Origin of the sequence: Methylovulum psychrotolerans, assembly GCF_002923755.1 — a bacterium.
GTDB lineage: Bacteria > Pseudomonadota > Gammaproteobacteria > Methylococcales > Methylomonadaceae > Methylovulum > Methylovulum psychrotolerans.
The window spans coordinates 1-26760 of record NZ_PGFZ01000017.1; the positions used below are offsets into that span (position 1 = coordinate 1).

17 protein-coding genes, 1 tRNA gene, 1 other RNA gene and 1 pseudogene are annotated in these 26760 nt (G+C 48.8%); 10 read left to right on the forward strand and 10 right to left on the reverse strand.

Going from position 1 to position 26760, the window contains the following annotated elements:
• Positions 1-104: 104 nt before the first annotated feature.
• Positions 105-483: a transfer-messenger RNA gene (ssrA, locus tag AADEFJLK_RS21045) on the reverse strand.
• A 171-nt stretch (positions 484-654) separates the two neighbouring features.
• On the opposite strand from ssrA, the gene AADEFJLK_RS21050 reads away from it, so the two are divergent.
• Both AADEFJLK_RS21050 and dnaE read left to right on the forward strand, forming a co-directional pair.
• Positions 655-1053 (forward strand): bacteriohemerythrin, encoded by a 399-nt coding sequence (locus AADEFJLK_RS21050; RefSeq protein WP_088620728.1) that lies wholly within the window; start codon positions 655-657, stop codon positions 1051-1053.
• A gap of 148 nt (positions 1054-1201) precedes the next feature.
• Positions 1202-4687, forward strand: coding sequence for a DNA polymerase III subunit alpha (dnaE, locus tag AADEFJLK_RS21055; protein WP_103975662.1), 3486 nt, complete (start codon positions 1202-1204; stop codon positions 4685-4687).
• Between the two features lie 100 nt (positions 4688-4787).
• On the opposite strand, the gene AADEFJLK_RS21060 is transcribed toward dnaE, so the two are convergent.
• Both AADEFJLK_RS21060 and AADEFJLK_RS21065 read right to left on the reverse strand, forming a co-directional pair.
• Positions 4788-7085, reverse strand: coding sequence for a hypothetical protein (locus AADEFJLK_RS21060; protein WP_103975663.1), 2298 nt, complete (start codon positions 7083-7085; stop codon positions 4788-4790).
• 3 nt (positions 7086-7088) lie between these two features.
• Positions 7089-7472, reverse strand: coding sequence for a hypothetical protein (locus AADEFJLK_RS21065; RefSeq protein WP_103975664.1), 384 nt, complete (start codon positions 7470-7472; stop codon positions 7089-7091).
• Between the two features lie 442 nt (positions 7473-7914).
• Between AADEFJLK_RS21065 and AADEFJLK_RS21070 the strand changes: the two genes are divergently transcribed.
• Positions 7915-10341, forward strand: a complete 2427-nt coding sequence (locus AADEFJLK_RS21070; RefSeq protein WP_088620724.1) for a dynamin family protein — start codon at positions 7915-7917, stop codon at positions 10339-10341.
• A 117-nt stretch (positions 10342-10458) separates the two neighbouring features.
• Here the strand turns inward: AADEFJLK_RS21070 and AADEFJLK_RS21075 are convergent, their stop codons facing one another.
• Together AADEFJLK_RS21075 and AADEFJLK_RS21080 are read right to left on the reverse strand one after the other, a co-directional pair.
• Positions 10459-11688, reverse strand: a complete 1230-nt coding sequence (locus AADEFJLK_RS21075) for a pyrophosphate--fructose-6-phosphate 1-phosphotransferase (protein ID WP_088620723.1) — start codon at positions 11686-11688, stop codon at positions 10459-10461.
• Positions 11689-11836: 148 nt separating this feature from the next.
• Entirely contained in the window at positions 11837-12493 is a 657-nt protein-coding gene (locus tag AADEFJLK_RS21080; RefSeq protein ID WP_088620722.1) for a PilZ domain-containing protein, read from the reverse strand.
• A gap of 169 nt (positions 12494-12662) precedes the next feature.
• On the opposite strand from AADEFJLK_RS21080, the gene AADEFJLK_RS21085 reads away from it, so the two are divergent.
• The 4 genes from AADEFJLK_RS21085 to AADEFJLK_RS21100 all read left to right on the forward strand — a co-directional run bounded on the left by AADEFJLK_RS21085 (position 12663) and on the right by AADEFJLK_RS21100 (position 16419).
• Complete coding sequence (locus AADEFJLK_RS21085; RefSeq protein WP_103975666.1) at positions 12663-13238, forward strand: transglycosylase SLT domain-containing protein; 576 nt, start codon at positions 12663-12665, stop codon at positions 13236-13238.
• Between the two features lie 4 nt (positions 13239-13242).
• Positions 13243-13770, forward strand: coding sequence for a BamJ family beta-barrel-assembly machinery protein (gene bamJ, locus AADEFJLK_RS21090; RefSeq protein ID WP_346222789.1), 528 nt, complete (start codon positions 13243-13245; stop codon positions 13768-13770).
• 178 nt (positions 13771-13948) lie between these two features.
• Complete coding sequence (gene rlmKL, locus AADEFJLK_RS21095) at positions 13949-16159, forward strand: bifunctional 23S rRNA (guanine(2069)-N(7))-methyltransferase RlmK/23S rRNA (guanine(2445)-N(2))-methyltransferase RlmL (protein WP_103975667.1); 2211 nt, start codon at positions 13949-13951, stop codon at positions 16157-16159.
• Entirely contained in the window at positions 16147-16419 is a 273-nt protein-coding gene (locus tag AADEFJLK_RS21100) for an acylphosphatase (protein ID WP_088620719.1), read from the forward strand. Before rlmKL ends, AADEFJLK_RS21100 begins: the two co-directional genes overlap by 13 nt.
• 223 nt (positions 16420-16642) lie before the next feature.
• Here the strand turns inward: AADEFJLK_RS21100 and AADEFJLK_RS21105 are convergent, their stop codons facing one another.
• Entirely contained in the window at positions 16643-17041 is a 399-nt protein-coding gene (locus AADEFJLK_RS21105; protein ID WP_198328312.1) for a gamma-glutamylcyclotransferase family protein, read from the reverse strand.
• A 139-nt stretch (positions 17042-17180) separates the two neighbouring features.
• On the opposite strand from AADEFJLK_RS21105, the gene AADEFJLK_RS21110 reads away from it, so the two are divergent.
• The 3 genes from AADEFJLK_RS21110 (at position 17181) to AADEFJLK_RS21120 (ending at position 18274) form a co-directional block, all read left to right on the forward strand.
• Positions 17181-17483 carry a hypothetical protein gene (locus AADEFJLK_RS21110; protein ID WP_088620717.1) on the forward strand — a complete coding sequence of 101 codons (303 nt, stop codon included), beginning with the start codon at positions 17181-17183 and terminating at the stop codon, positions 17481-17483.
• Positions 17484-17607: 124 nt separating this feature from the next.
• Positions 17608-17684 (forward strand) — tRNA-Arg (locus AADEFJLK_RS21115).
• Positions 17685-17983: 299 nt separating this feature from the next.
• Entirely contained in the window at positions 17984-18274 is a 291-nt protein-coding gene (locus AADEFJLK_RS21120) for a hypothetical protein (RefSeq protein ID WP_146054693.1), read from the forward strand.
• Between the two features lie 223 nt (positions 18275-18497).
• On the opposite strand, the gene AADEFJLK_RS21125 is transcribed toward AADEFJLK_RS21120, so the two are convergent.
• The 4 genes and pseudogenes from AADEFJLK_RS21125 to AADEFJLK_RS21145 form a co-directional block, all read right to left on the reverse strand.
• Positions 18498-19334, reverse strand: a complete 837-nt coding sequence (locus AADEFJLK_RS21125) for a hypothetical protein (protein ID WP_103975669.1) — start codon at positions 19332-19334, stop codon at positions 18498-18500.
• 645 nt (positions 19335-19979) lie between these two features.
• A complete protein-coding gene (locus AADEFJLK_RS21135; protein WP_103975671.1) occupies positions 19980-24197 on the reverse strand; it encodes a PAS domain S-box protein in 4218 nt (1405 codons plus the stop codon).
• A gap of 374 nt (positions 24198-24571) precedes the next feature.
• Positions 24572-25909, reverse strand: coding sequence for an FkbM family methyltransferase (locus AADEFJLK_RS21140; RefSeq protein ID WP_103975672.1), 1338 nt, complete (start codon positions 25907-25909; stop codon positions 24572-24574).
• Positions 25910-26304: 395 nt separating this feature from the next.
• A pseudogene (locus AADEFJLK_RS21145) lies at positions 26305-26538 on the reverse strand (ISAs1 family transposase); the annotation flags it as partial.
• Between the last annotated feature and the right edge of the window lie 222 nt (positions 26539-26760).

Genomic DNA, 26760 nt, shown 5'->3' on the forward strand with positions numbered 1-26760 from the left:
GGTATTTTGATGGAAAGTGGCTGTTAATCGGCTAGGTAATAGCCACTTTAACAGCCACTTTTAACAAATGATAAAATAAATAATATATTTATCAATAACTTGTATGGTGGAGGCGGCGGGAATTGAACCCGCGTCCGCAAGTACTCCGCCACAAGGTCTACATGCTTATCCCGCACTTTTGATTTAACCGATGACTACCCGTCGGGCCAAGAAAACCATCAGCGATTCCGTAAGGTTTTTGCGCGTCCATTCCGGACAGACTTCAGCGCGAGCTTATGTAAATGACTCCTGAGCGTCCAGCGAACCGGACTCTACCCGCATAAGCACAGGCAGTCAGAAGAATGGAAGCTGTTTTTACGCAGCGATTGCCATTGAGTAGTTTTCGTCGTTTGCGAATACTTTTTTTCTGTAGATTTTACGAGGTGTACAGTCCTCGGCATGCACTCTAGGTTTCGCTACCCACGTCGAAGCCATGTCGCCCCCGTGGACTTTGTAGTTTACTGGATATGCAGGCAGATTGCTATGCTTATTAAGAAAATTTATTGGCCTCGGTCCTTATCGGTCTTCATAAAAAACCCTTCTTGACGTATGGTTAAATTTAAACCATAATAAAAATGTGGTAATAACTAGAATTAACCCATGAGGAGAACAAAGATGACACTAATCACTTGGACGGCAGAACAATACGGCACTAATGTAGGTTTTGCCGATGAAGAGCACCAAATTTTGTTTGATAAACTCAATAATTTATACAGCTTGGCGACAGGCGGGGCGGAACGTTCGGCGATAGGGGCGCAGTTAGACGACCTGATCGCCTATGTGGTCGGACATTTTGCCCATGAAGAACAAGAAATGCAGGCGAAAGGTTTCGCCAATTTTGCTAACCACAAAGCGGAACATGAGGCATTAATCGGCATTTGCGCCGATTTGCAGAAAAAATTCCATGCCGGCGAAGCCGATGTGACCGATGCGGTCGGACAGATGGTCAAAGGTTGGTTGGATAGCCATATCCCCACGTTCGATAAAGCCTATGCAGGCGCGTTAAACAGTTAAACGCGGCTCCCTCCTTACGCAAAATCTAAAGACAGGCTTTATGCCTGTCTTTTTTTTGCCTGCGGTTTGGTTTCGGGTGGTTTAGCCCTACTGATATAAGGCCAACGTATTATAATGGTGGCCTTTGTTCATTTGACTGTATACCGACATGCACCCGGCTTTTGTCCATCTTAGACTCCACACCGAATTTTCGCTGGTAGACGGCATTGTTAAGATCAAGCCGCTGGTTAAGCGGCTGGCGGAATTGAACATGCCTGCCATTGCCCTGACTGAAAACGGCAATTTATTTTCCTTGGTTAAGTTTTATAAGGCGGCGATGGGGCAGGGCGTTAAGCCGATTGCCGGGGCGGATGTGTGGGTGTTTAACCCCGAAGAGCCCGCCGCACCTTTCCGTTTGACCTTGTTGGTCAATCGGCAACAGGGCTATGTGACCCTGACCGAGCTGATTTCTAGGGGCTATCAGGAAGGCCAGCACTTAGGCGTGCCGATGGTGCAGAAAGAGTGGATAGAAGCCAATCACGACGGCTTGATTGCCTTGTCGGGGGCAATGGAGGGTGATATTGGCAAGGCCTTGTTGGCGGAAAATACCGAGGCGGCGCAACGCTTAGCGGCGTATTGGGGCGGCTTGTTCCCGCAACGGTTTTATCTGGAAGTGCAGCGGGTGGGCAAGCCGGATGAAGAGCGTTATATCGCCGCTGCGGTCGATTTGGCGTTGGCACACGGCTTGCCGGTGGTGGCGACCAATGATGTGCGCTTTTTGCGGAAGGAAGATTTTGCCGCGCATGAAGTGCGGGTCTGTATTAATCAGGGGCGGGTGTTGGATGATACGCGGCGGCCTAAGGATTATACCGAGCAGCAGTATTTGCGCAGCAGTGAGGAAATGCAGGCCTTATTTGCCGATTTGCCGGAAGCCTTGGCGAACACGGTGGAGATTGCCAAGCGTTGCAATATTAAGCTGACCTTGGGCGAAAACTTTCTGCCGGATTTTCCCGTACCGCCTGGGATGACCTTGGGCGAGCTGATGGCAGCCGAGGCCAAGAAAGGCTTGGCGGAGCGTTTGCTGCACTATCCGGCGGTTGGCAAGCAGTCGGTGGCGGAAAACGAGCAGGCCTATTATGAGCGCTTGGATATTGAGCTGTCGGTGATTAACGCGATGGGCTTTCCCGGCTATTTTATGATTGTCGCCGACTTTATCCAATGGGCGAAAAATCACCAGATTCCGGTCGGTCCTGGGCGGGGTTCGGGTGCGGGTTCCTTGGTGGCTTATGCGTTGAAAATCACCGATTTGGACCCTATCGAATTTGATTTGCTGTTCGAGCGGTTTTTAAATCCAGAGCGGGTGTCCATGCCCGACTTTGATATTGACTTTTGTATGGATCGGCGTGATGAGGTGATTAATTACGTCGCCGAACATTATGGCCGCGACCATGTGGCTCAGATCATCACTTACGGTTCGATGGCCGCCAAGGCGGTTATCCGCGATGTCGGGCGGGTACTGGGCTTTGCTTATGGTTTTGTCGATGGCTTGGCAAAGTTGGTGCCGTTTGAAATCGGCATGACCTTGGATAAGGCTTTAAAAGACAGTCCTGACTTAAAGCAACGTTACGGAGCCGAGGAAGAAGTCAAAGCCCTTATCGATATGGCGTTGTCTTTGGAAGGCACGGTCAGAAACGCGGGTAAGCACGCGGGTGGGGTGGTGATTTCGCCCACCAAGCTGACTGATTTTTCGCCGTTGTATTGCGAAGAGGGCGGCGGCAACTTAGTCACCCAGTTTGATAAAGACGACGTGGAAGCGGTCGGTTTGGTCAAGTTCGACTTTTTGGGTTTGCGCACCCTGACCATTATCGACTGGGCGTTGCAAACCATTAACCGCAAAAAGCAGTTGGCGGGCGAGCCGCTCGTGGACATCACCACCATCCCTAGGGATGATTTGCCTTCGTATGAGCTGTTGAAACAGGGCTTGACCACTGCCGTGTTCCAGTTGGAGTCACGCGGCATGAAAGAGCTGATTAAAAAGCTCAAGCCTGACTGTTTTGACGACATCATCGCGCTGGTGGCTTTATTCAGGCCGGGGCCGCTGGAGTCGGGCATGGTTGATGATTACATCAACGTCAAACACGGCGCCAAAGCCGAATACGCCCACCCGCTCTTAATTCCGATTTTAAAGCCCACTAACGGCGTTATTTTGTATCAGGAGCAGGTGATGCAGATTGCGCGGGAGATGGCGGGGTATACGCTGGGCGGGGCGGATATGCTTCGGAGGGCCATGGGAAAAAAGAAGATCGAAGAAATGGCGAAGGAACGCGAGAAGTTTACCGTAGGGGCGGTTGCCAATCAAATCGAGGAAAGCATCGCCACTTATATCTTCGACTTGATGGAAAAGTTCGCGGGTTATGGTTTTAACAAATCCCACTCTGCCGCTTACGCGCTGGTCGCTTACCAGACCGCGTGGCTGAAAGCCCATTATCCGGCGGCGTTTATGGCTGCTGTGTTGTCCTCGGATATGGATAACACCGATAAGGTGGTGGTGCTGATTGAAGAGTGCCAGCAAATGAAGCTGAAAATTTGTCCGCCGAGCATTAATTTGTCCGAGCATAAATTTACGGTCAATGCTAAGGGGCAAATTGTTTACGGCTTAGGGGCGATTAAGGGTGTGGGTGAAGCGGCGGTTGAGGATGTGATTATCAACGAGCGTAACACTAGCGGGCTGTTTACGGGTTTGTATGATTTGTGCAAGCGGGTGGATTTGCGCAAGGTGAACAAACGGGTGTTGGAGGCCTTGGTAAAGGCGGGCGCGTTTGACGAGTTTAACCCTTGCCGCGCCAGCCATTTTGCCGAATTGCCGACCGCCTTACGCGTTGCCGAACAGCATGGCAAGATGGCGTTGACGGGGCAGAATGATTTGTTCGGTTTGGCGGTCAATGCCGAGGCAACCGATGCGACGGAAACCTACACCACGCCTGTTGAACCGTGGTCGGAAAAGGCTAAGCTCGATGCCGAAAAAGCCATTTTGGGCTTGTATCTGAGCGGACACCCCATAGACCAATATGCGGTTGAGTTGCGCCAGTTTACCAATGGTACGCTGGCGGGAGTACAGGAGACGGCGGAACGTTCTCGTGGCCCGCTTACTGTACGGATTGCGGGCTTGGTGGTGGATTTGCGGGTACGTCAAACTAAAAGCGGTAAGACTATTGTCTCCGTTATGCTGGATGACCGTACCGCACGGCTGGAATGCACGTTATTTGGCGAAGTTTACGACCGTTACCGCGAGGTGGTGCTACGCGATACGTTATTGGTGGTCGAAGGGGCATTGAGCATGGATTCTTATGCTAACGCCTTACGGATGACTGTCGAAAAAGCCCTTGATATAGGCCAGGCGCGTTCGGCTTTTGCCCGGTCATTACAAGTTTACTGGACGGCCGAGGGTGATGACCCTGTGACGGTTACTAAGCTGCTGACGGTGTTGCAGGATTTTAAAGGCGGGCAATGTCCGGTGGAGGTGAATTACCAATCACCCGTGGCTAAGGCGGTATTAAGGTTAGGCGATGACTGGCGCGTCAGCGCGGGCGATGAACTGGTGACGAAGTTACGCGCGGTGTTTGGGCAGGATAAGGTTGAGGTTAAGTATCGGTAAGCGTTACTTATATGGCCGTCGCTACCCAAACAACACAGGCAACGAAATGCTGAGGCTAAAGGAGCGTTGCAAGCCGCGATGCTCTGCACCCAGGCCGGACTTATAGCACCGCCCCCCTGGCCATAGCCAATGCCGCCTTATACAGGCGGTAATCGAATACGCATAAGGCATTTAACTGCTCGAGATGGTCTTCTGAGAAAGCGTCTGTATCAATGGCCTGGGTATTCGGTAAGCTGTCGGGAAATAATGACCTCTCCCAGTCCATCAGGGTGCAGAGCCGGTCAAAAGAGAGCTTTTGTTGCTCGTTGATGCCAATAAAAACAAAATATTGGGCCATATTGCCCAAAGCGGTATTGAGCATGGTTTCTGTGCATTTGCCGAAGGGTGCGTCCAAACCGGAAATGAGACGGGTGTAATAATTGTCCAAGCTTTTGTGTTCGGCTTTAAGGATGGTTGCCATATCACAAGCTTGGTGCATCCGCTCGGCATTTTTCGCAAATAACAGGATGTGCTGTTGCACCCGCCGCAAGGGGTCGCCCAACCAAACCATAAATTCACTGGGGCGGTTTAAAATTTGTTGGCTACCAAAGGTAAACAAACCGTAAATGATATGCTGTTTTAGGTAGGTTTCGCTAAATTCCGCCAAATCGGTGAGGTTTTTGGGGAACGGCAAAGTAGGGAAGACCTCCAGCAGATTGCCATGACTGGCCATGGTTAGATAATGCCGCACAGCGGGGTTAATGCTGAAAGACGGTTCGATAAAAAACCGGATTTTGGTGTTTTGGGGGTTAAGCAACACCTTATCCAAACGCGCTTCTATATAGCGGTAAAAGGCTTTTTTCTCAATGGAATAAGGGTGTTCTATTATTATTGATGCGGGTTGCTGGGCAGTTTTTAAGGACATCGCCATGCTTTTTTTCCACAAAGTTTTTAACACGGAGCCGGCCCGTTTATCTTTGACGTAGGCTTTCGGCAACAAATAGACGTTAGGGTTAGGGTGGTTATACAGGGTTTCCTCTAAGGCTTGCCGGGCTTCGGCATTACCCAAATGGGCAATGCCCGGTTTACTAAGCAGACCTGACACATACAGCGACCCGGTGGCAAAACTGCCGATGAAAAAATCAATATTGGCGGCGATAAACAATTTTGTCGTGGTGTTTTCATCTATGACCGATAGGGTCAGAATATCGGGATGTAAGCGTTTGCGGATAGCCTCGGCCAGACGGTAGTCGGCTGTCCGGTGGGCTTTTTTCGCACTGGCTGCTAAGATCCGCCCGTCAATGATGACCCCTAAACGGGGGTAACGGGCAATTAATTGGTTCAGGATATAACTATAGCCGTCCACTTGTTCCTGCCAAGCGTTTTTTTGTCCGGCCACACCAATCCAAATTAAAGGATAGCAGTCTTCCATCTGCACGGCTTTGGCTTGTGCCTCATGGCTGACGTGGTTGTTGATCTGTTTAAACAGGTAGCGGTTAACGGCATCGTAATATTTATACAGGCTGCGCTGTTGCGGGGCGTTGCCGATATGGATAAACCAGCGTTGCGTACTGAAAGCCTGCCGGCTCATTTCGCCTGCCCCTAAAACGCTGCTGGGGCAGTTTGGAAATAACAGTTTAAGGTCAATAAAATCTTGGCCTTTGCGCATCACCAGACCGGGAATATGTGGACGCAGTTGCGGGTTTTGGTAGACTGTCAGCAAAGCCGGGAGGATTTCATAATAAAAATGTTCGGGCAGGCTATGGGAAGCGATCAGACCTGCCAATTTGTTGCTGCCTTGCGCGTAGGCCAGTACCTTATGAAACTCGCCGAGCAGGTGGTTTTGTAAGTGCCTGACTTCGCTGGCTGTGGCTTGGACAAGACAAATTAAGCTATTGCCTTCGGGAAAATACAGGCTATCCGCCGAAGAAACCCCCTGAAGCACAAAAAAGCACTGCTGACCGTCGGTAAAACGTAAATAATTCATCCCGTCTGCTTCATAACTTTCTTGGCAGCTTGCCCGGTTATCCGAAAACGGACTCATCAAGCTGAGGTTGGAGGTCAGGGCAGTCGCCACGCACTGCTCGGCAAAATGCTCATGGCGGCACTGCCCCAGCAAACGCGCCAAGCGGGGTTTGCTAACCGCCAAGTTTTCCGCTTGCATGGCCTCACTGGCTGTCAGCACCGTGGCAGGCACCATGAGTGCCCCGCTGTTTTTTTTGGCGGCGGCAAATAAAGTCTTAATGCCTTTGTGGTGCCGGTCGGAAATTTTTTCAGTTTGGTTACTGAAAAAATAATACAAAGCTTCGGCAGCGATCAGTTGCAAGCGTGGGCCATCGGGTAAAGAAATGGCTGGCTTGGGCAAAAAATGGCTGTCAGTAAAGTAGCGGCTGGGCTTGGTAAGGGTTGGGATGGGCATAGTTTAAACCTTGGATGACGGCTGACGGGCGTTAACCCGTGCCAGATCGGCCTGATCTAAGCATAGGCCGTAACAAAGCAATTGCCTGTCCCAATCCGTAACCGCCTGATACAAGACCAGCAACTGTGCCAAATTGGCCTTATCGGTTTGCCGGGCTTCATTGGCATTCTGTTGGCTAGCTGATACCATAAACGGCTTAGCGGTTATTCGGGCGATGTTTATAGGCTGTGCAAAAATCTGTTTGTATTGGCTGCGGAACCGATAAAATATCGCTTCGGTGGCAGATGCTTGTAATAATTTCCCATTCTGAAGCTTGGTTAAGGGCCGCGAGGGGAAGGCGAAAAAATTAGCGGATTTAAGGCCTTGGCAGGCATTATTAGCAATCATTAATAAGCTCTGGAGTAAAAAGCGGTTAGGCGTTATTTTAACAAAAGCGCAAACATTATTGATGTGGAATGTGTTTTATTAGCCCTTAGTTTAGCAGAGACAGGAATAAAATTGCCTGCCATTTTATGTTAAAGGTTTTAATTCCTCCGTTAGGAAATCCTTGGCAATACCGCATTGGCTATTTATACGCCTTCTAGGGTACGCGATAAACAAACGGCAAACGTAGCTATTGGCTGTCAGTTTGGCGAGGTGTGTTTATTGGGATGAACGCCATATTTACACCGCCGCCCGGCTAACGTATCCTATTTTTAATCCATTGCTTTGGCAGCCTACGGCTTGGGATAAAGCCGATAGGGCTTAACAGTGACGCTATTTTAAAACGCCAACTCTGACAATGGCGGTTTAAAAGCGCTTCACCTCTTTTTAATAACTCGGAATTTTTATGGCTACTTGGCTAGAAACCTGTCAACAACAACTGATACGCTTAGAAAAAACGGCGGTGCTGGTCGATAAGCTGGACACCCTGTGCGGCAAAACCCAAACGGATTTGCCCGCCGAACTGCTGCAAAAACTGGCTATCGAGCAGCAACGCCTCAATAACCAATTAGAGCGCTTACGCGCCAACCGTTTTGAGGTTGCCGTCATTGGCCTGGAAAAAGCGGGTAAAAGCGCCTTGCTGAATGCGTGGTTGGGGCAAGAAATTTTGCCGTCCGCCCGCGAGCGCTGCACATTTACCAGTACCGAAATTTGGTCGGCGCAAACCGAACACGACCAATTGCTACGGATTGAATATTACAGCAAAGAGGAAATCGGCATCCTGCAAGCCCAGCGCCGTGACGCGTTGGCAAGCAATTTGTTGAGCGAAAAAGAAAAAAAGGAAATTCAGGAAGATCTTGACGATACGGAAAAGCACTTGGATGCCATTGCCGAGTTTACCAAACTGAAAAGTGGTTTTAGCCAAACGTTTATTGACATCAGCGAAATAAGCCACCATTTACAGGAGGCGATTTTTAAAAACCGCGCCCAATCGCTGGCGATCAAACGTATCCAACTGAAGACTGTACGCTTGCGTAGCGACCGCGACATTATTTTCCATGATGTGCCGGGCTTTAACTCCGGTATCTTGATGCACGCCGAACAGGCGCTGGAGCGGTTGAAAAAATGCGATGCCATCATTTACGCCAAAGAAATGAAGCAACCTTCCATTACCGGCCCCGAAAAAGAGATGCTGATAGTGACAGATGCCGAAGATCCGGCAATCCGCGTTGCCGATAAGGTGTTTGTCGTCCTCACCCAGGTCGATGCCTTAGATGACCCGATTGATTTTAAGGAAACCTACGAAAAGCATAAAAACTACTGGCCTGCCGTGCCTGAGCGCCGCCTGATTCCGGTCTGTGCCCGGGCGCATTTGGTGGAGTTCGGCATCCCTTCCGAAGATACCCTGCGGCGTTCTAAAAGCGCCGACGATAAGGCCAAGCTGAAAAAACTGGGCATTACCGACGGCTTGCCGATCTTAAAAGAATCGGTCAACTATTATATTGATAACGAACGCGCCTTGGTGCTGCAAAAACGCTGCGATGCGTTAGTCAATAATATGCGCTATTACGCCAGCGACATTTTGCAAAAACTAGAGCCGCTCTACGCCAGTTTTGCCGACAGCGACAGCGATAGCCATGAAGATAACTTGCTGGGTAAAGAGTTTAACCAATGGTGGGGGCGGGAATGGCAGCGCATTAAAAAAGATTTTGATGTCTGGTATTCCGAAAGCATCCAAGGCCGTACCGAAGCCGATGCCTTAGGCGCGGAACACCAAGAATTGGCGGCTTTGCATGATGCTTATGATGAAAAAATCGAAGCCTTGCTGGCTAATTTGTCCACGGCCCAACCCGATGAGTTAAAGCGTATTTACACCGCTGGCGGTACCATTTCCATGCCGGATTCGCGGGAGGGCAATTATAAGATCCGCGAAGAGTTGTTCCGGGAAATCCAACAAAAATTTGAGACCGAACTGACCGACGAATTGGCGCAAGCCTTACAGGCCTTAATTGACCAAATCGTCCGCAAAACCCAAGAATTGCTTTGGGAAACCGAAGATGTGCGTAAAACTCTGCTGCATTCGCAAATGGATGAAGCCATAGAGCAGGCGCGGATACGCCACGGTTTCCAAGTGCTGTTTTTGCGCTTTGGGCGGGTCGCCGTCGAGGCCTTTATCGCCAAACCCCTACAAGCCCGCGAACGCCTATTGAATGAACGCGCCGCCGAAATCAAAACCTTGGAAGCCTTCTATCTGAGCACGAACGACCAGCCCAAACAAGAAGGCCGTTTGACCCATTATTTGCGCTATGGCTTGTGGGAAAAAGCCATCAGCCGTATTCCGGTCGCGGTCAGTAAGGCTGCCCGCGCCGCTAAAGCGGGCAGTGAGTTGGCGGAAACAGTGGCGGATGCGGCCTTAGCGGTATCTGGACGCGGCAGCCGCTCGAAAGCCGTAGTGGTGCAAGAAGTGGTCGAGTCGGTCGCCGCTTTCAAAGAAGAATTGGAAAGGTCACCGGAACCTATCAATTTTGAGCAAGTGGTCGAAGAGATCAACGGTGATTTGGCGGCGTTGGAAGATTACCTGAAAAACAGCGTCTTTTATGCGGCGGGTTTCATCACTTATTGCAACCAAGAACTGGAGCGCATCCGTAACCGCTTTAAAGAAATTGAAGACAATGAGCGGCAATGGATCGGCATTATCCGCACCGCCGTCAAATACGAGCGTAACCCGCGTATCCCTTATAACATTTCCCACTCCAAACGCGATTTCCGCTTACGGCGGGAAATTGCCCTGGAATTGCGCGAAGTGCGGGACAGCTATACGCATTTGTATTGACAGGGTAGGGTGGTTGAAGGTTAACCCGTCATAAAAACAAAACCCCCGAAAGCTTTAAACGCCTTCGGGGGTTTTTGTGGTTTAAGGCAAGCGTGTTAGCCGTTGCCCGTTAACCGCTTAGTGGCTGACTTCAACCTTTGCACCTTTGGTTTGGCCAATTTCCGCCAAAGTTTGTCCGAACCAATCGGTGTCGATATTGAACGGTTTGCCGCCTTTAATGCGCGGGAACTCAATGGCGCGTAACACGCCGTTTTGGTCTTCGTCGTGACCCATTACCCCAGATTCGCGGCGTAAGGCACATTCTACCGCCAAATCCGCACAGGACTTGATCAGGCGCACGTCTTCGATATTGGCGGCAGAGGCACGGGCGAAATAACCGGATTTTTGCACTAAAGTCTTTTCCGCGCCGATCATGGCGGCGAACTGTTCACCGAACCATTTGCCGGGGTTGATGGCATCCAGTTTGATGTGGCCGAACGCATCGCGTGGCACTTCTTGGCCTTTCGCTTGCATTTCTTCGACAATCGCTTCGACACCGGCCCCTTCGGATACGAAGATGTTGACGCAATCGACAGTATCCATGACGGTGCGCAGACGTTCCGCTTCGGCAGCCAAGTCAATCGCCATTTCAGGTACGAATACGGCATGGACTTCAAAGGCGTTACGGTCTAAACCGATGGCAGGCAACCATTCGGAGCGGTCCAGCAATTTGCGGTATTCTTGGGCGGTGGCGGCGGTCAGCCAGCCACAGTTACGGCCCATGACTTCATGGACAATCAACATGCGCGGGTTAGCGTTGTTTTCGGCCACCACATTGGCAAAATAACGCGCACCTTGCTCGGCGGCAGTCCAGGCGCCTAACGATTGTTTGATCGGATAAACGTCGTTATCAACGGTTTTTGGCAAACCGATAACGGTCAGGCCATAATTGTTTCTGGCCAAGAAAGCCGCTAAATCAGCTGCTGCGGTATTGGTGTCGTCGCCGCCGATGGTGTGCAGGATGTCCACGCCGTCTTTAATCAATTGGTCGGCGGCGACTTTTTGCGGGTCTTCGCCTTCTTGAACTAAACCGCGTTTCACGCAGTCTTTCACGTTGGTCAGTTTAACGCGGCTGTTGCCGATAGGGGAGCCGCCAAAACGGTGCAGCAAACCCGCTTTGGCGCGGATTTCTGGGGTTACTTCGTAAGAATCACCCAATAACAGACCTTTATAACCGCTACGGTAACAAATGATCTCGATAGTCGGATCAATTTCGGTATAACGTTCGATCAGGCTACCGATAGCAGAACTAAGGCAAGGGGCTAATCCGCCCGCTGTAAGAATTGCGACTTTTTTTGGTTTATTCATAAGAGTTTTAAGGTGTGGGGTTGTGTCAATGCATTACCGGTCCGGGCCGTAAGGCCGGGCCGGTTGATTCGGGTCGGCTTAAGACATGCTGGCCAAGCTAGCTTAGCGGCCTTAAGCTGACGGGGCAGAATTTTATCATATTGTACGTTTATCGCAGTGCGTTACTCATACTATAGGGTTTCGATAACCCAATTTTGGGGGCCGTTTGGGTTTTTTTGGGGGTGACGTACTGTAAACCCATGAGCGTCTCATGGGCTTCGCCATGAGCTGCCCAAACGACTTTAACCAAACCCTTTACGTTGGCTTCGGATAATTGGAAGGGTATGACCGCGCCCGGCTCTATGTCCAATTCTTCTGGCACACGGATTTTTAAGCCTTCTAATGATATATCGACGGTGACAAAATCAAGCGGCTGTTCCTCTACTAAGAGTTGGCCTGGCATAGAGACTTCTTTGCGGTAACTTTTGCGGTTAAAAACGGGTTTGTCGGTGGTATAGGCAATATTTTGGAATTCCATGGCCAAAAGCAATTGTTTATCGTCGGTAGTATCGACCCTGACAACTTTCGCCTCACCAGACAATTGCAGATGCGGCAAATAAAAATCGATGGATTTTGAAACCGCTAAATTTTGTAGGGTATGCTTCTTGTCAGGCACTTCGTTTTGGGTGTTTAATTGCACTAACGCACCCGTTATAGAAATGTTTTTGACAGTGATTTCCTTTGATTCACCGCCTACATACATCCAACCGTGTGAGTTAATGCTCTTTCGATAAGGGCGGTCATGGTCATGGGACGGCGTGTTCATAGTTTTTTCCTTTATATTTATATATTTGACATCCGCGTCGCCTATTTTCTCCATAAAGAAATAAAATTTTTTTCCGAAGAAGTCAATAGTATTTGTTAATGGGTAGCCTGTGAGAGGCGCAATGTCGGTTGAGTGGTTATTTTTTTAAAATGGTTAAGCGGCTGGGTTTATGTTAAGGCAAAATTTGTTAACGATACTCTTTTATTTGTGTTTAGCAAGTTGCGCGACTGCGCCACCCAACAATACCGAAAATATTTGCGCCGTTTTCAGCGAGCAAGACGAGTGGTATGGCAATGCCCGCCAAGCTTCGGAAAAATGGGGCATACCGACTACCGTCATTATGGCGATCATGCATCAAGAATCGCATTTTGTCGCCGATGCCAAGCCGCCGCGCACCTATCTGTTAGGCTTTATCCCGTGGTTTCGCCCCACCAGCGCCTACGGTTATGCGCAGGCTTTAGACGGCACTTGGGATGATTACCAAGGCAGTGCCGGCAATTGGTGGTCAGACCGCGACGATTTCGCCGATGCCGCCGATTTCATTGCGTGGTATTGCGCCATCAGCCACCGTAAATTAGGCATTGCCGCCAGCGATACGAAAAACCTGTATCTGGCTTATCATGAAGGCCATCGCGGCTTCCAGCAAAAAACCTATTTACGCGTGGCCTGGTTACGGCGTACCGCCGATAAGGTGGCGACCCGTGCTAAACAGTTTCAAAAGCAATTGAACGGATGCAATCTTTAATTTTTTGGTAAAATGGGCTTTTTACTTTGATGAGAGAGAAATCGTGGGAAAAAATCAAACGCAAATCCTGGCAATGGTTACCGCTATTTTTGTAGGCATTACCTTGTTTTCCGTAGTGAATGCTAAAACGCCCCAAGAAAATAAGCTTGCGGGTGTCGCTTTTCTTACCGCCAATGCAAAAAATCCTACTATTATAACGACCAAAAGCGGCTTGCAATACGAAGTAATAACGCCGGGTACGGGTAATAAGTCACCCACTCTAGCGGATACTGTCACGGTAAATTATCGCGGCACCAAAATCGACGGCCAAGAATTTGATAGCTCCTATGCACATGGCGAACCGGCAACTTTTCCGGTCAACGCCTTAATCACGGGTTGGACAGAAGGCCTGCTGTTCATGAAAGAAGGCGCGAAATACCGTTTTTACATCCCTTCTGAATTGGCGTATGGCGAAGCCGGCGGCGGTGCGGTTGAACCTAACGAAGCCCTTGTGTTTGACGTAGAACTACTAAAAATAAAACAACCCGAATAAGCCCAGCTTGTCGGCGACATGACGTAAACGGCCAACGGAAGGCCTTAGCCTTTAGGGCTTACCCAGCAGTGCACCGCACGGCGTACCGCCCACTTCTTTTTGCACACTTACCGCCTCTGGTAGAATCCGGTCGGTAAGTGACGTTTTCCTTTTCCCCCTTAATCAGCCTTTTAAAACCATGCCCACTTATTCATTATTCGCCACCACGCCGAAAGCGATGGAAGATATTCTGGCCGCAGAACTGCAAACGCTAGGTATCGCCCAGCCCAAAGCAACTTTGGCAGGGGTGGCGTTTGCGGGCGATTTGGAAACCGCTTACCGTGTCTGTTTATGGTCGCGTACCGCCAACCGCGTGTTACTGGTCTTGGCCACTTTTCCTGTTAAGAGCCAGCAGGATTTGTATGACGGTGTCCAGCAAATCGACTGGTTTACCCACATTAACCCCGAAGACACCTTGGCGGTCAGCTTTAGCGCGAAAAATTCCGAAGCGATCAACAATACCCATTTCGGGGCATTAAAGGTTAAAGATGCCATTGTCGACCAAATGCGCAGCCGCTTTAATGTCCGTCCCGGCGTCGACACCGAGCAGCCTAATATCCGTATTAACGTCTATTTGCAGGGCGAAACCGCCCAGCTCAGTTTGGACCTGTCCGGTGAAAGCCTGCATCGGCGCGGCTACCGCGACACCACCATTAAAGCGCCGATTAAAGAAAATTTGGCCGCCGCATTGTTATTACGTTGCGGTTGGCCAAAACTGGCCGCCGAACACGCGACCCTGCTCGATCCGATGTGCGGTTCCGGCACCTTACTGTTGGAAGGGGCAATGATGGCTGCCGACTACGCGCCAGGCCTATTACGCGATTATTTTGGCTTTACCGGCTGGAAACAGCACGATGCCGCCTGTTGGCGCAAGCTCCGCGCCGAGGCCGAACAACGCAAAACCATTGGCCTTGCCAAGCTGCCCGTCATCGTCGGTTTTGACCAAGACCGCTATACCGTCAACATTGCCCTAAAACATATCGCCAATGCCGGATTGGCCCATAAAATCCATGTCGAACGCCGTGATATAGCCGATGCCGCGCCTGCGGAAAGCTGGCAACCGGGTCTGGTGATCTGTAACCCGCCTTACGGCGAGCGTTTGGAAGATGAAGAAGCCGTTGCCGAACTCTACAGGAAATTCGGCGAGACCTTAAAAAGCCATTTTCTCGGCTGGCAAGTCGGCATGATTATCAGCAATCCTGAATTGGGTTTCCGGCTCGGCATCCGCTCACAAAAACCTATTACCCTGTTTAATGGCGCGTTGGAATGCAGGCTGCTCCGCCTGAACATTAACGAGGCGGCGTTTTTTGTGCCGAAAGCGCGTAACCCACAAGAGCGTGTTGCGCAAGTGATCGAGACCAGCAGTCACTCCATTCCCGAAGATACTGGCGCGGACATGTTCGCCAACCGCCTGAAAAAAAACCTGAAAAAACTCAGTAAATGGGCGCAAAAAAATGCCGTTACCTGCTACCGGATTTATGATGCCGATTTGCCGGAATACGCGGCGGCGGTAGACTTGTATCAAGGCGAGCAAACCTGGGTTAACGTCCAGGAATACGAGCCACCGAAAACCGTAGACCGCCAAAAAGCCGACCAACGTTTGGCGGGGCTGTTGGCAGAATTGCCCAAGGTACTGGACATACCGCGCGACAACGTGTTTTTAAAAATCCGCCGCAAGCAGCGCAACACCGAACAATACGAAAAATTTGCCGATAGCGGGCAATTTCACCGCATTACCGAAGGCGGTTGCACCTTGCTGGTTAACTTTGCCGATTATCTCGACACAGGGCTATTTTTAGACCATCGGCCTATCCGCTTGCGCATCCAACGGGAGGCCAAAGGTAAACGCTTTTTAAACCTGTTCGCCTATACGGGCAGTGCTACCGTCCATGCCGCCGTTGGCGGCGCCATCGCCACCACCACTGTGGATATGTCCAATACTTATATTAGTTGGGCGAAACAAAATTTGGCGCTCAATAAAACCGACGGTACCCACGAGTTTATCCAAGCCGATTGCTTGGAGTGGCTGGCGAGTGAAGCCGCGCAAGCGTCGCCCCGCCAGTACGGGCTGATTTTTCTCGATCCACCGACTTTTTCCAATTCTAAGCGCATGGACGCGGTGTTTGACATACAAAATGACTATGTGACGCTTATCCGCAACGCCGCCGCCTTATTGGCGGCAGACGGGGTACTCTATTTTTCGACCAATTTCCGGCGCTTCAAAATGGATGTTGCCGCGTTGCCGGAATTGGCGATAGACGACATTAGTGCGGACACTATCCCGGAAGATTTTGCCCGCCATACTAAAATCCATTATTGCTGGAGGCTTGTTAAGCTATGCGTAGAGTAAAAATTTTAGTGTCAGGGCGTGTCCAAGGCGTGTATTTCCGCGTCTTTACCCAAAATAAAGCCAAACATTTTGCCATTAAGGGCAGTGTCAGAAACCTGCCTGATGGGCGGGTGGAGATCATCGCCGAAGCCGAGCATCCGGTGATAGAAAAATTTATCAAATGGTGCCATAAAGGCCCGATAACGGCACGGGTTGACCATGTGGATATTTACGAGTTGGAAATGGATGAGGTGTTGACCTGCTTTCAGATTATGCCGTAAAAAAATCAGCAGTAAAAAGTTTGCAGCGCAAAGTGGGCGTAAACCCTAAATCTAGGACATCACCGCTAGGCTTTATTCTGCCTCGGCATTTTATGGCTACGAAGATGCTCCGGCGGGTATGTCTCCCGCTAGCGGCGATAGTGTACCCGAAAGCCCAGACAGCTTGTTTTGGGCGTTTGAAAATCGCCACCCATAATTGGGTAGAACGCCAAATGGCTTGCCACTAGCGGTATCCCAAATAATCGCCCGAAACAATCCGCTGCAAGCCTTCCACCTCCCATTGGTAAACATAACACCATGCCCTTAATAGGCTACCGCCCGCCAAGCGAACCGTTAAGCGTTTGCGTATATACTCCTGAGGGGCGGCAAATTCTGCCGAACATTCTTCATATTGATCCAATATTGCCAGTAATACGCTAGGGTCGACAATGCGGTATAACTCACCGTGTACCGTTTCCGCCGGATCGGCAGATTCCACAGCCCCAGGATAGCCCGCCACCTCATATAAACGCCCAGACATAACGGCATGGCCTTGATAAACAGCCACTTCTGCCAACATCTGTGCCATTGGTGAGCCACTATCGGCGCGTAGCGAGCCATAGACAAACAAAAATTCACTCATAAACATTGCCCGATTGTAAAAATACCGTGTAAAAACGGTTGCGCATTGCACCAAAATATTCGATACTTCGGGATTATCCAGCTTTACAGACGAGGAACCTGACTGGATTTAATTTACTACACTTGGAGACTCCTACATTATGAAGAACAACACCCTTTTAGGCTTGGCTTTTGCTGTAATCGCTCTGAATCCCGTTTTAAGCTCCGCCGCTACCGACGACAAATACCCAGCCGCCAATTTTCAACCGACAGTGATTTATCTTGATAAAGACGCGGCGCAAACTGCCCCGGCTTCCGCCGCCGAATTTGACCCAAAATACCCTGCCGCTAACTATCAGCCCCAGGTCGTCTATGCCGACCAAGCGCTGATTGATGCCGCCGAAGACAAAACCGACCCGAAGTACCCCGCCGCTTACTTTAAGCCAAAAGTCATTTATCCCTAATGGTTTTTTTAAAAAAATCTGTCGGTTGCCCAAAAATGAAGATGGCGGCCAGCGCGTCAGTCAGGGCAGAATATTAAAAATGGTAATTTTTCACATTATTTTGTGGTAAAATTACAATTTATCTGTCCCGATAGCTCAGCAGGATAGAGCGGTCCCCTCCTAAGGGACAGGCCGGCGGTTCGAATCCGCCTTGGGACGCCAAACTCCAGTACCTCGACATCCAACAGAGTACACAACCCCGCAAGTTACAAGGCTTGGCGGGGTTTTTTTTGTCCGATGAGGTGCGGTAGGGTACGTTGCCCAACAGTTAAGTAGGTGTGCATATATTTTTTAACATTCGTGAGTTTAACACCGCTCGTTGCTCCCTGAGCGAAGCCCCGTAGCCTTCGGCTCCGCTCAGGGCAAGTCAGAGATAAAAATATTAAAAGATATATGAACGCCTACTTAAATAATCGGTTCTGATAGTTTTGGAAAACGTCGTGATCAATTATTGAGTGCATGTGGATAGCACCAGCCAAATCACCATTTATAAAGATGCGGCAGAAACCCAAAAACTGTTCACATTGCCGATTACCCTGACACCTTTGGCGAACACCGTTAAGGGTAATCGGCTGCAATATGCCATTAATGGAATGTTTGCCGTATCAGGCCAATACGTTGTCATCAATGACAGTGCCAAGCTGGATAAAACCGACACCGCAATCGCTTTTTCGACCATTAATTATATCCGTAAAGGCTTAAGTGACACCTGTTCAGAATCAGGCCGCTTTATTGGTAAATCAGTCAGTTAACATCCGCTCGAAATCGCTTCCTTGCTTAGGTTTTGGGTTGCGGCAAATTAGGCGCAAAGGGTAGGAGAGGGCGGTAAGGGCGGTACGCGCAGGGCGCGGGGGTATTACCCCCGCGCCTTGTCTAGCTTAAACCGACAAGCGTTGTAGATTGCCTATTGGTTTTTCAGTTGATGCAGATTTAAAAAAAACGGCCTTTAAGTTTATGGTCTGCATTCAACAGGGGTTAGCAGATACCCGCCACTAAACAGGTAGAGTTTGGGTCTACATTCCAAATAATGAAACCCGTATAGTAGTAAACCCCGTTAAGAATATAGATTTCACCATTTAAGCCATTATTTGTAACGGCAGTGGCAGTAATTGTCGTTTGAAAGGGATCGGATTGCATAATGGTAACTGAAGCTGTTGTCGCCTCAGAGGGTGGGGTCGCAGCAATTTTTTGGTTCGCTTGAATTAGCGCGGTATAGACACCGTAGTCACTTTGCGTTCCGTCACAAGTACCTAAGCCTGCATTGGTTTGGCCGCAAACCTCGACAGCGGCTTTAATGCTAGCCGTATCTAAAATCACTTTGGCAAATTTAGCTTTCGCCGTATCTTGGTACGGAACGAACGATAGGTCACCGCACACGCTATCAATAAATTTAGTCAACGGCCCCACGGCGGGAGAATCGTTAACTACCCCGCCTCCCACTTTATCCAATAGGAAAATTTTCTTCGTCTGACTATTCTGCTGTTGATAGGCGAAATATTGATGCGTGTAACTGCCGACTAAGGGCTTACCGGTTATATTGCCCTGTGCGGCATTAGCAATTACGGATTTTATATCATTCACGCTTAAATTAGCGGCTCTTACTTCTTTAGATTTAAGGTTAGAGCCGGATGGAGATAACTTAACCGTATGTTCAATAATAACCTTTCCGTTACCATCTAAGGTACAGCTATTGCTGGTGTCATTCGCTGACGTTGAGGCAACAACAACTTTTAACAAAGGCTCTGGCGCGGCAAAGGCAATGCCCGATAACGGTAACAAGAAAAATAGCCAAGCGTGGGATGGTAGTTTCATAATCAAACTCGTTAAGTAGGTTGGGGAATCGTTTAGAGGGTGGTTTGCATACTCCACCCCCTAAGTAGTATAGGCTATAAAAAACACTTTTGTAGCGCGAATACCCAATATTCTGGGTGTTAACCAATAAAATAGTTTGCGCTATTTTTTGTGGCTTTGCACTTCTGGCAAAATTCTCGGCCAAACATCAAGTGAGGTTCCGCATCTCTGCCAGGAAAACTAAGAAAAGCTTTCCTAAGCAGAACAAAAAAGCTAATATAGTATCGACTCGATACTAATTATGGGTTGGCTATTTTGTTTTTGTATGGGGAATTTATCATGAGAAAAATAATAATTCTATTAGGCATAGTGGCATTAACTATCTGTTATTCAGAGTCTTATGCACAAAATGTTACGATTGAAGCTTTTCATCCAGAAGTGATGGGTGCATTTGTGCCCAACAGTGTACCGGAAACTAACAAGCAATATGACGATTTAGGGTCGTCCGTTTTCGTCTATTCTTTGATTATTGGTATTTACACGCTGTATTGGTTTAGGCAGAAGGCGTAGGCTGACTAAACTGGCGAAAATAGAGGGGGGGGGCAATAAGCTGCGATGACCGTAACAGGCGGGGCAATGGGGTACGATAAAAATAAAATAGCGTTGTCAGTGCGGGATTTGCTTCAGTAACGCTTCAAATTGCTCAACAGGCACTGGCTTACCGAACAAATAGCCTTGAAAAAGCAGGCAATTATGCTGCTCTAAAAAGGCACGCTGCCCTTCCGTCTCCACGCCTTCGGCGATGACTTGCATATTCAGTTTGTTAGCCATGGCAATGATGGTCTCGACAATGACGGTATTATCTTGGTCGATGGAGATGTCACGCACAAAACCCCGGTCAATTTTGAGTTGATCGAGCGGCAGTTTCTTGAGGCTGGATAGTGACGAATAGCCCGTACCAAAGTCATCCATTGAAAATCGTACGCCAATTTTGCGCAGGGCATTCATTTTTAAGATGGTGTCATCAATATCATCAAGCACTAAACTTTCTGTCAATTCCAGTTTAAGCTGTGTGGGGTTAATCGCGTTAACCTGTAAAATTTGCTGTACTTGCCCGACAAAATCGCTTTGATGAAATTGGCTGGCACTGACATTAACCGCCAGTTGCAAGTGCCGGGTGTGCGTGTGTGCTTCCCATAGTTTGAGCTGGGCACACGCTTTCTTTAACACCCATTCACCAATAGACAATATCAGGCGGGTCTCTTCTGCTAAGGGAATAAATTCTGCGGGAGAAACCAAACCCCGCCGTGGATGTTGCCAGCGGATAAGCACTTCGGCACCGATGATCTCGCCTGTATGCCGAACTTGTGGTTGGTAATAGAGTATAAATTGCTCTTCTTTCAGTGCTAAGCGCAAATCTTCTTCTAGGGCAACGTGGGCGGTGATGATGGCCTGCATTTGAGGGTCGAAAAAGCACAGGGCGTTACGGCCTGAGGTCTTGGCTTGGTACATGGCAATATCTGCCTGTTTCAACAGCTCTTCGCTAGATTGTTCTTGGCCATTAAACAAGGTGACACCGATACTGGGGGTGCTGTGATGTTCGTGGGCATCAAGCTGATAGGGCTGATTGAGGACGGCAATAATGTTGTTGCCAACAATTTCAGCCTGCGTTGCGGTATCCAGTGTTTGCCCACTTAAATCTTCCAGCAAGACAACGAACTCATCACCGCCAAAACGGGCAACGGTGTCACCTTCGCGCACACAGGATTTAAGGCGTTGACTAACCTGTTGCAGCAATAAGTCGCCCATATCATGGCCGAGGGTATCGTTGAGGGTCTTAAAGTTATCCATGTCGATAAACAACAATGCACCTTGTCGGCCACTGCGGTGGCTGGCGGCAAAGGCAAGCGGTAGCCTATCTTGTAACAGCCGCCTATTGGGCAAGCCCGTCAGCGGATCGTAAAAGGCCAGTTGTTCAATTTTATCGACCGCTTCTTTGCGTAGGGTGATGTCGGTTAACGTGGCGACGTAATTGGCAATGATACCATTTTGGTCTTTTACTGCCGTAATAATAAGGTGTTCTGGGTAAATTTCACCATTTTTGCGGCGGTTCCAAACTTCCCCTTCCCAAGAACCGGATAGCGAAAGGCTTTGCCAGATAGTCTGATAAAACTCGGTCGCCGCTTGCCCGGATTGGAGTATCGACATATTCTGACCGACCACATCTTCTGCCGTATAACCGCTAATGGCAGTAAAAGCACCATTAACACGGAGAATGGTGCAGTTGGCATCCGTGACGATGATGCCTTCTTGGGAGTCAAAAGCCGTGGCGGCAATACGCAAATCCATGTCATTTTGTCGGCGTTCAATCGCGATACTGGCCAGTTTGGCGGATTGTTCGATGAGATAAATATCCGGGGAGGTAGGGGTGATTGTCTCATGATGATAAATGGCAAAAGTCCCCAGCACTTTATTGAGCGAGGAGAGGATGGGCTGTGACCAACAGGCCCGTAATCCCGCTTTAGCGGCGAGTTCTTTATAAGGGGCCCAATACGGATGGGTGGCAATATCTTCGACAATGATCGGCTTGCCTGTAAAGGCGGCTGTTCCGCAGGAACCTACACCAATGCCAATCTCTATTCCGTTGATGGCTTGGCTATAAAAGTCGGGCAAGTTGGGCGCGACACTCTCAAGAAAATACTTGCCCTCATCATCCAGCAATAAAATACTGCACGTCATGGTTGGGTTAATTTGTTCGACACCTAGCACCAGAGCTTCAAGAATATTAAAGAGCGGTTTGTTAGTCGCCAATTGCTCAAGAATAGTGTTGCGAAACTGCTCGTAGTCATCGGCTTTTTTGCGCTCGGTAATATCAACAAAAACGATTAAATGCTCGGTAGAGCCGGCAATCATCGCGGCATTGACTATAGCCGTTTTAAATTCGCCCGCTTGGGTGCAAATGGTAAATTCCCCTGGCGGGCAGGGCTTTTGCTCGCGTTGGGCTTGTTCCAGCGCCGCTTGCCAAGTCGCCTTAACTTGCTCCCGATAATCGGCATTGGGATAAGCTTTTGGCCACCAATCTGTGAGCGTCGGAATGTCCTCTAGGCGGTAACCAAAGGTTTGTGTAAATGCCGGGTTTACATAAGTGATCTGTTGCTGATCATCATTTAAGGCCATTGGCACAGGTGAAATTTCAATAATTGAGCGGAATTTTGCCTCACGGTTTTTTAGCTCTTCTGCCATGAGGATGCGGGCGGTGATATTGCGGACAAAGCAAAAGTTGAATTCATGCCCGCCGATATGGACATAATTGGCATTGACCTCAATAGGGTAGATAACACCGTCCTTAATACGATGCCGGGTGTTAAGCGTGATTGTGCCGCGCCGTTTGAGGTCTTCAAAGTGAGGCTCCCAGACTTCTGGCGGGTAATCCGGGTCCAAATCAAAAATACACATGTCGAGCAATTCTTCACTGGAATAACCGCGTTCCTCGCAGGCGGCTTGGTTGGCATAGAGGATGCGGCCTTCGCGGCTAATCCAAAATATGCTGTCACCGGCGTGATCGACACCAAACCGCATCATCTGTAGCGATTCTTCTGCCTGCTTGCGTTCGCTAATGTCTGAGGAAAATCCGACATAGTGGATAATCTTGCCGTTTTCATCGTGTAGGCTGGAAATCGTGAGATGTTCGTAGTAGAACTCACCATTTTTCTTGCGGTTCCACATTTCGCTTTGCCAATAGCCATGCCCTTTCAGATCTGTCCACATCGCCGTAAAGAATTCAGGGCCGTGTTTGCCGGAGTTGAGTAAACGCGGATTTTGTCCGATGACCTCAGTCCTGCTATATCCCGTTGTGTTACAGAAACTAGGGTTGACATCAATAATAGTCCCGTTGGCATCCGTAATCATGATCGCTTCGCGGGCTTCTTTAAATACTCTTGCCGACAAGGCTTGTTGCGCCGCCGCCCGTTTCTGCTCTATCCGGCGCCTATAGAATTCATGACCCGCTAAGCCTAGGATAATCAGGATGATGGGCGCGAAATACCAAAATACCTGCAAAAAAGAGGCTGGTTTTTCTTCGTACGGTTGAAACCATTTTTCATAGAGCGTATCGAAAGTGCCGCTGGGTTTGGTCAAAGCCAGCCCTTCATTGATCTTAGCCAACAAATCCGCATTGCCTTTGTGAACGGCAAACGAGAATTTTTGCGTGAAACCTGCTTTTATATCCAGTGCCCTAATCGTGGTAATCTCAAGCTCGCGTAGGGTCTGCATCCCGGCCAGCTTACTCAGAAGCAGCACATCATGTTTACCCGATGCGAGCAAGCGCAAACCTTGTTCTGGAGTATTGACAAGCACCAGTTGTTTCTCCCAGCCTTTTGATACCGCATAATCATGCGCCAGATCGGCTTTCAGCACGATAATGGACTTGCCTGCAAAATCGTCTTCCGAACGAATCTGGGAATCGCCCTTACGGACAAAGATTGCACCGTGAATGATGACATGAGGAATAGTGAAATCTGCAAACTGATGGCGCTCTTCAGATTGGGCAAGGTTAATGAGGACATCAACCTTGCCGTCTTTAAATTCCTGAAGAAGCTCATGAAAAGGCCGCACACGGATGGTGTACTTCAGGCCTGTTTCTGCCGCCACGGCTTTCCATAAATCGACAGTAAACCCGTCCGCCGTGGCATCGGTCATGCCGATGGCAAAAGGTGGATAGTCTTGTTCGCTACCCACGATTAAGGTGTCTTCTTGTGTCTGAATAGCCGATAGGAGGGAGAGGACTGTTGCCGTCTGGTTGACGGAGGGGCTGGCCAGCACAGCTCCGGTAAAGAATAGGAGGAACACGATAATAAAAGCCGCAAGTAATCTATCGATCCTCATTAGAATATTTAGATAGTGTAAATGAACTGTTTTAGTGGAGGGTTATCTGGGTCATTATATCTATGGAATAAGATGACACACTTCAACGAACTTTCTGCTATGTTAAACCAACACTTTCACTGGAACAAGGCGCAAATGGATTGTCTTGTCGGGATGGTGGTGGCATTATTTTTTTCAAGCAAACCATTAACCTGACCAAATTGGCCAAGGCGTTCCCAGCCAGGCGAAACCGGATTCCGCTTACCGGCGGATACAACGCTTCTCGCCCTGGTGAAACGGTTTGGCCGCAAATTTGGCAAAAAGCAAACCATTACGTTTTTGGCCGACCTTGAATTTGCTTGTGCGGGTGGTTGCGGTCATCGCCTTCTGATAAGTTACACCTTTAGCCTGAAAATAGGGACGGTTTTTCCGCCTGCAAACCGCACTAAAATATCTAAGGTTTGATGTTTTCTTAAGCTGACATCCGAAAAGAGGAATCTTGCCTTGGCTGATGACGGGTTTTCCGAAAAGCGTTTGCCAAGTATGGGCGAGGCAATGCCCATGCTGCCTTCAAATAAACCATCGGCTGTTGCCAGCAAAATAGCCGATATGTTGGGCATACCGATTTTGGTGAGCGCGAGCCCGCCTATATCGCCTGTATACATAGTGTGCTTGGCATGGGTTCCGGCGGGTAAGCTATCAATAACCAACATGTCAAAATGGTCATCTTGAAGATTGAGCACTTGGATGAATTCTAAAAGTTGGGTATTGTCAAACAGGGAGTTGTCTAGGCAATGCTGACCGGCTTTGACAAAGGTTATATATTCGCCATTCTGAAACTTATCAAAACCCCTGTCGGCAAATAACGCCTCGTAGGCTTGGGTGCAACCCGGCAAGAACCGGTCATGGGTTTCGCAGGATATGGCTTCTACTGCATCAATCCAGGCTTCCGTATGGTGGGTAAAAACTTGCTTTTCGCTGCCTTCAATGTCAATTTTTAGAAAATCGATTTTATCAATTTGGTAGTCGTTGAGTATATCCGCTATGGATATAGCGCTTAAGGTGTCATCTCCGCTTTCATCATCCCCGACTTCTTGAATAATATTCCCCCAGTCGCCCCCTATTTGGTTAGTGATTTTCAGCTTAGTCTTATGGCTCCATACCCCTGTATTGATGGTTGTCACATTAGGATAAGCTCTGGTGTTGAGTTTTAACATGCCATAATTGTCAGTAGATGGCTCAACACAGATGATTTTTGCTGTGGGGAAGCGGTTGGCAAAATAAATGGCACTTAAGCCAATATAAGAGCCCAGGTCAATGATGGTCTGGGGAGGGAAATAAAAGGATTGGGCATATTCTGCACGGACAAAAATTTGGATGAAATTCATAAAATCCGATGTCCCCCTTCTTAGATAAATAGGGTGGGTGATTTTAGGATGGAAAACCGGAAATACTTCGGCTCGCTTTCCTGCCGAGAAAAATTTTTTCATCTCATTGATTACAATATCTAATTCTCCAGCGGAGGAAAAATTTTGCAATGCAGTTTGGAGCAGGAGCAACTCCCTATAGGGGGATGCCTCAATCATAGGGACAGGGGCTTCTATAACTGCTACCGTTTCTATAGGTAGATTGTCAGTTGCCCTAATCTTGGTGATTTTTATCTTAAAAACATTTCTAAGTAACTTTTTAAGCAATCTTTGAAAAAAATTCTTGGGCTTTGGGGGCGTATTCATAGGTCACCAATTACATATAGAGGTTGCTATTTGGGAGTTAGGTAATTTCAGAATCCAATCGAAACTATTAGAAGGCTAAGGCAAGAGAGGGAATCCGCGCATGACTATAGCCTAAATATTAGTGTTTTTGTAAGTATTTAATTTTGAAAAGTATAAAAACACTTAAAAGCCCTACATGGGTTTTGGGGTATTTTTGCTGAAAATATATGACAATTTGTTAATAAGCATGTCAATTTCCAAAATACCCGTCATTCCCGCAATCCTAGGAATCATAAGGCCTTCCGCCCTGCTTCGGCAAAAAACACCGCTGGAGTATCTTGTAGTTGAGTGCTTTCCGGGGACGGTGGTCTAGCTTGTGCATCACTGCCTCAACATCCTCATCAGTGATGCCCTCAAAGCTGCTGCCGTGTGGGTATCGCGTCAAGCGTCACCACCGCCCCAGTAATGTCCAGTTGCAACAACAGCTTGGGGATGGCGGTGATTTCATTGGACTTATCGTCCACCTTTTGCTGCCACCGCACCGGTTGGTTATGGGTCGCCCAAGCACTAACCCTATAAATGGCAGCTTTGTCCGAAGCCGTGTCCAAACTGCGGCGCAGGCATTTGCCGTCAATAGCTATGACTTCGCCCACCGCTAAATTCCGCTATCCTACCCTTGTGTCAATAGAATTTTAATCTCGATCATCAAGTTTTTAATATTAGAATAAGCAACTTAGCCACTACATATTGGATTAGTATTTTAATTAAGTAAAAACAACAAGTTGCAATGGAATCCGTCCCCCTCCCCTGATGGGGAGGGATGGGGTGGGGAGAATCTAAATAAGGCTTTTTTCATTAAACGAAATAAAAAC

Excerpts from the sequence above, each read along its gene's own strand:
- AADEFJLK_RS21065 (WP_103975664.1), bottom strand. The coding sequence starts at position 7,472 with ATGATTGCTAATAATGCCTGCCAAGGCCTTAAATCCGCTAATTTTTTC.
- AADEFJLK_RS21110 (WP_088620717.1), top strand. The coding sequence starts at position 17,181 with ATGAAGAACAACACCCTTTTAGGCTTGGCTTTTGCTGTAATCGCTCTG.
- AADEFJLK_RS21100 (WP_088620719.1), top strand. The coding sequence starts at position 16,147 with ATGCGTAGAGTAAAAATTTTAGTGTCAGGGCGTGTCCAAGGCGTGTAT.
- AADEFJLK_RS21135 (WP_103975671.1), bottom strand. The coding sequence starts at position 24,197 with ATGAGGATCGATAGATTACTTGCGGCTTTTATTATCGTGTTCCTCCTA.
- AADEFJLK_RS21050 (WP_088620728.1), top strand. The coding sequence starts at position 655 with ATGACACTAATCACTTGGACGGCAGAACAATACGGCACTAATGTAGGT.
- AADEFJLK_RS21070 (WP_088620724.1), top strand. The coding sequence starts at position 7,915 with ATGGCTACTTGGCTAGAAACCTGTCAACAACAACTGATACGCTTAGAA.
- AADEFJLK_RS21140 (WP_103975672.1), bottom strand. The coding sequence starts at position 25,909 with ATGAATACGCCCCCAAAGCCCAAGAATTTTTTTCAAAGATTGCTTAAA.
- dnaE (WP_103975662.1), top strand. The coding sequence starts at position 1,202 with ATGCACCCGGCTTTTGTCCATCTTAGACTCCACACCGAATTTTCGCTG.
- AADEFJLK_RS21105 (WP_198328312.1), bottom strand. The coding sequence starts at position 17,041 with ATGAGTGAATTTTTGTTTGTCTATGGCTCGCTACGCGCCGATAGTGGC.
- AADEFJLK_RS21060 (WP_103975663.1), bottom strand. The coding sequence starts at position 7,085 with ATGCCCATCCCAACCCTTACCAAGCCCAGCCGCTACTTTACTGACAGC.
- AADEFJLK_RS21085 (WP_103975666.1), top strand. The coding sequence starts at position 12,663 with ATGTTAAGGCAAAATTTGTTAACGATACTCTTTTATTTGTGTTTAGCA.
- AADEFJLK_RS21080 (WP_088620722.1), bottom strand. The coding sequence starts at position 12,493 with ATGAACACGCCGTCCCATGACCATGACCGCCCTTATCGAAAGAGCATT.
- AADEFJLK_RS21125 (WP_103975669.1), bottom strand. The coding sequence starts at position 19,334 with ATGAAACTACCATCCCACGCTTGGCTATTTTTCTTGTTACCGTTATCG.
- rlmKL (WP_103975667.1), top strand. The coding sequence starts at position 13,949 with ATGCCCACTTATTCATTATTCGCCACCACGCCGAAAGCGATGGAAGAT.
- AADEFJLK_RS21075 (WP_088620723.1), bottom strand. The coding sequence starts at position 11,688 with ATGAATAAACCAAAAAAAGTCGCAATTCTTACAGCGGGCGGATTAGCC.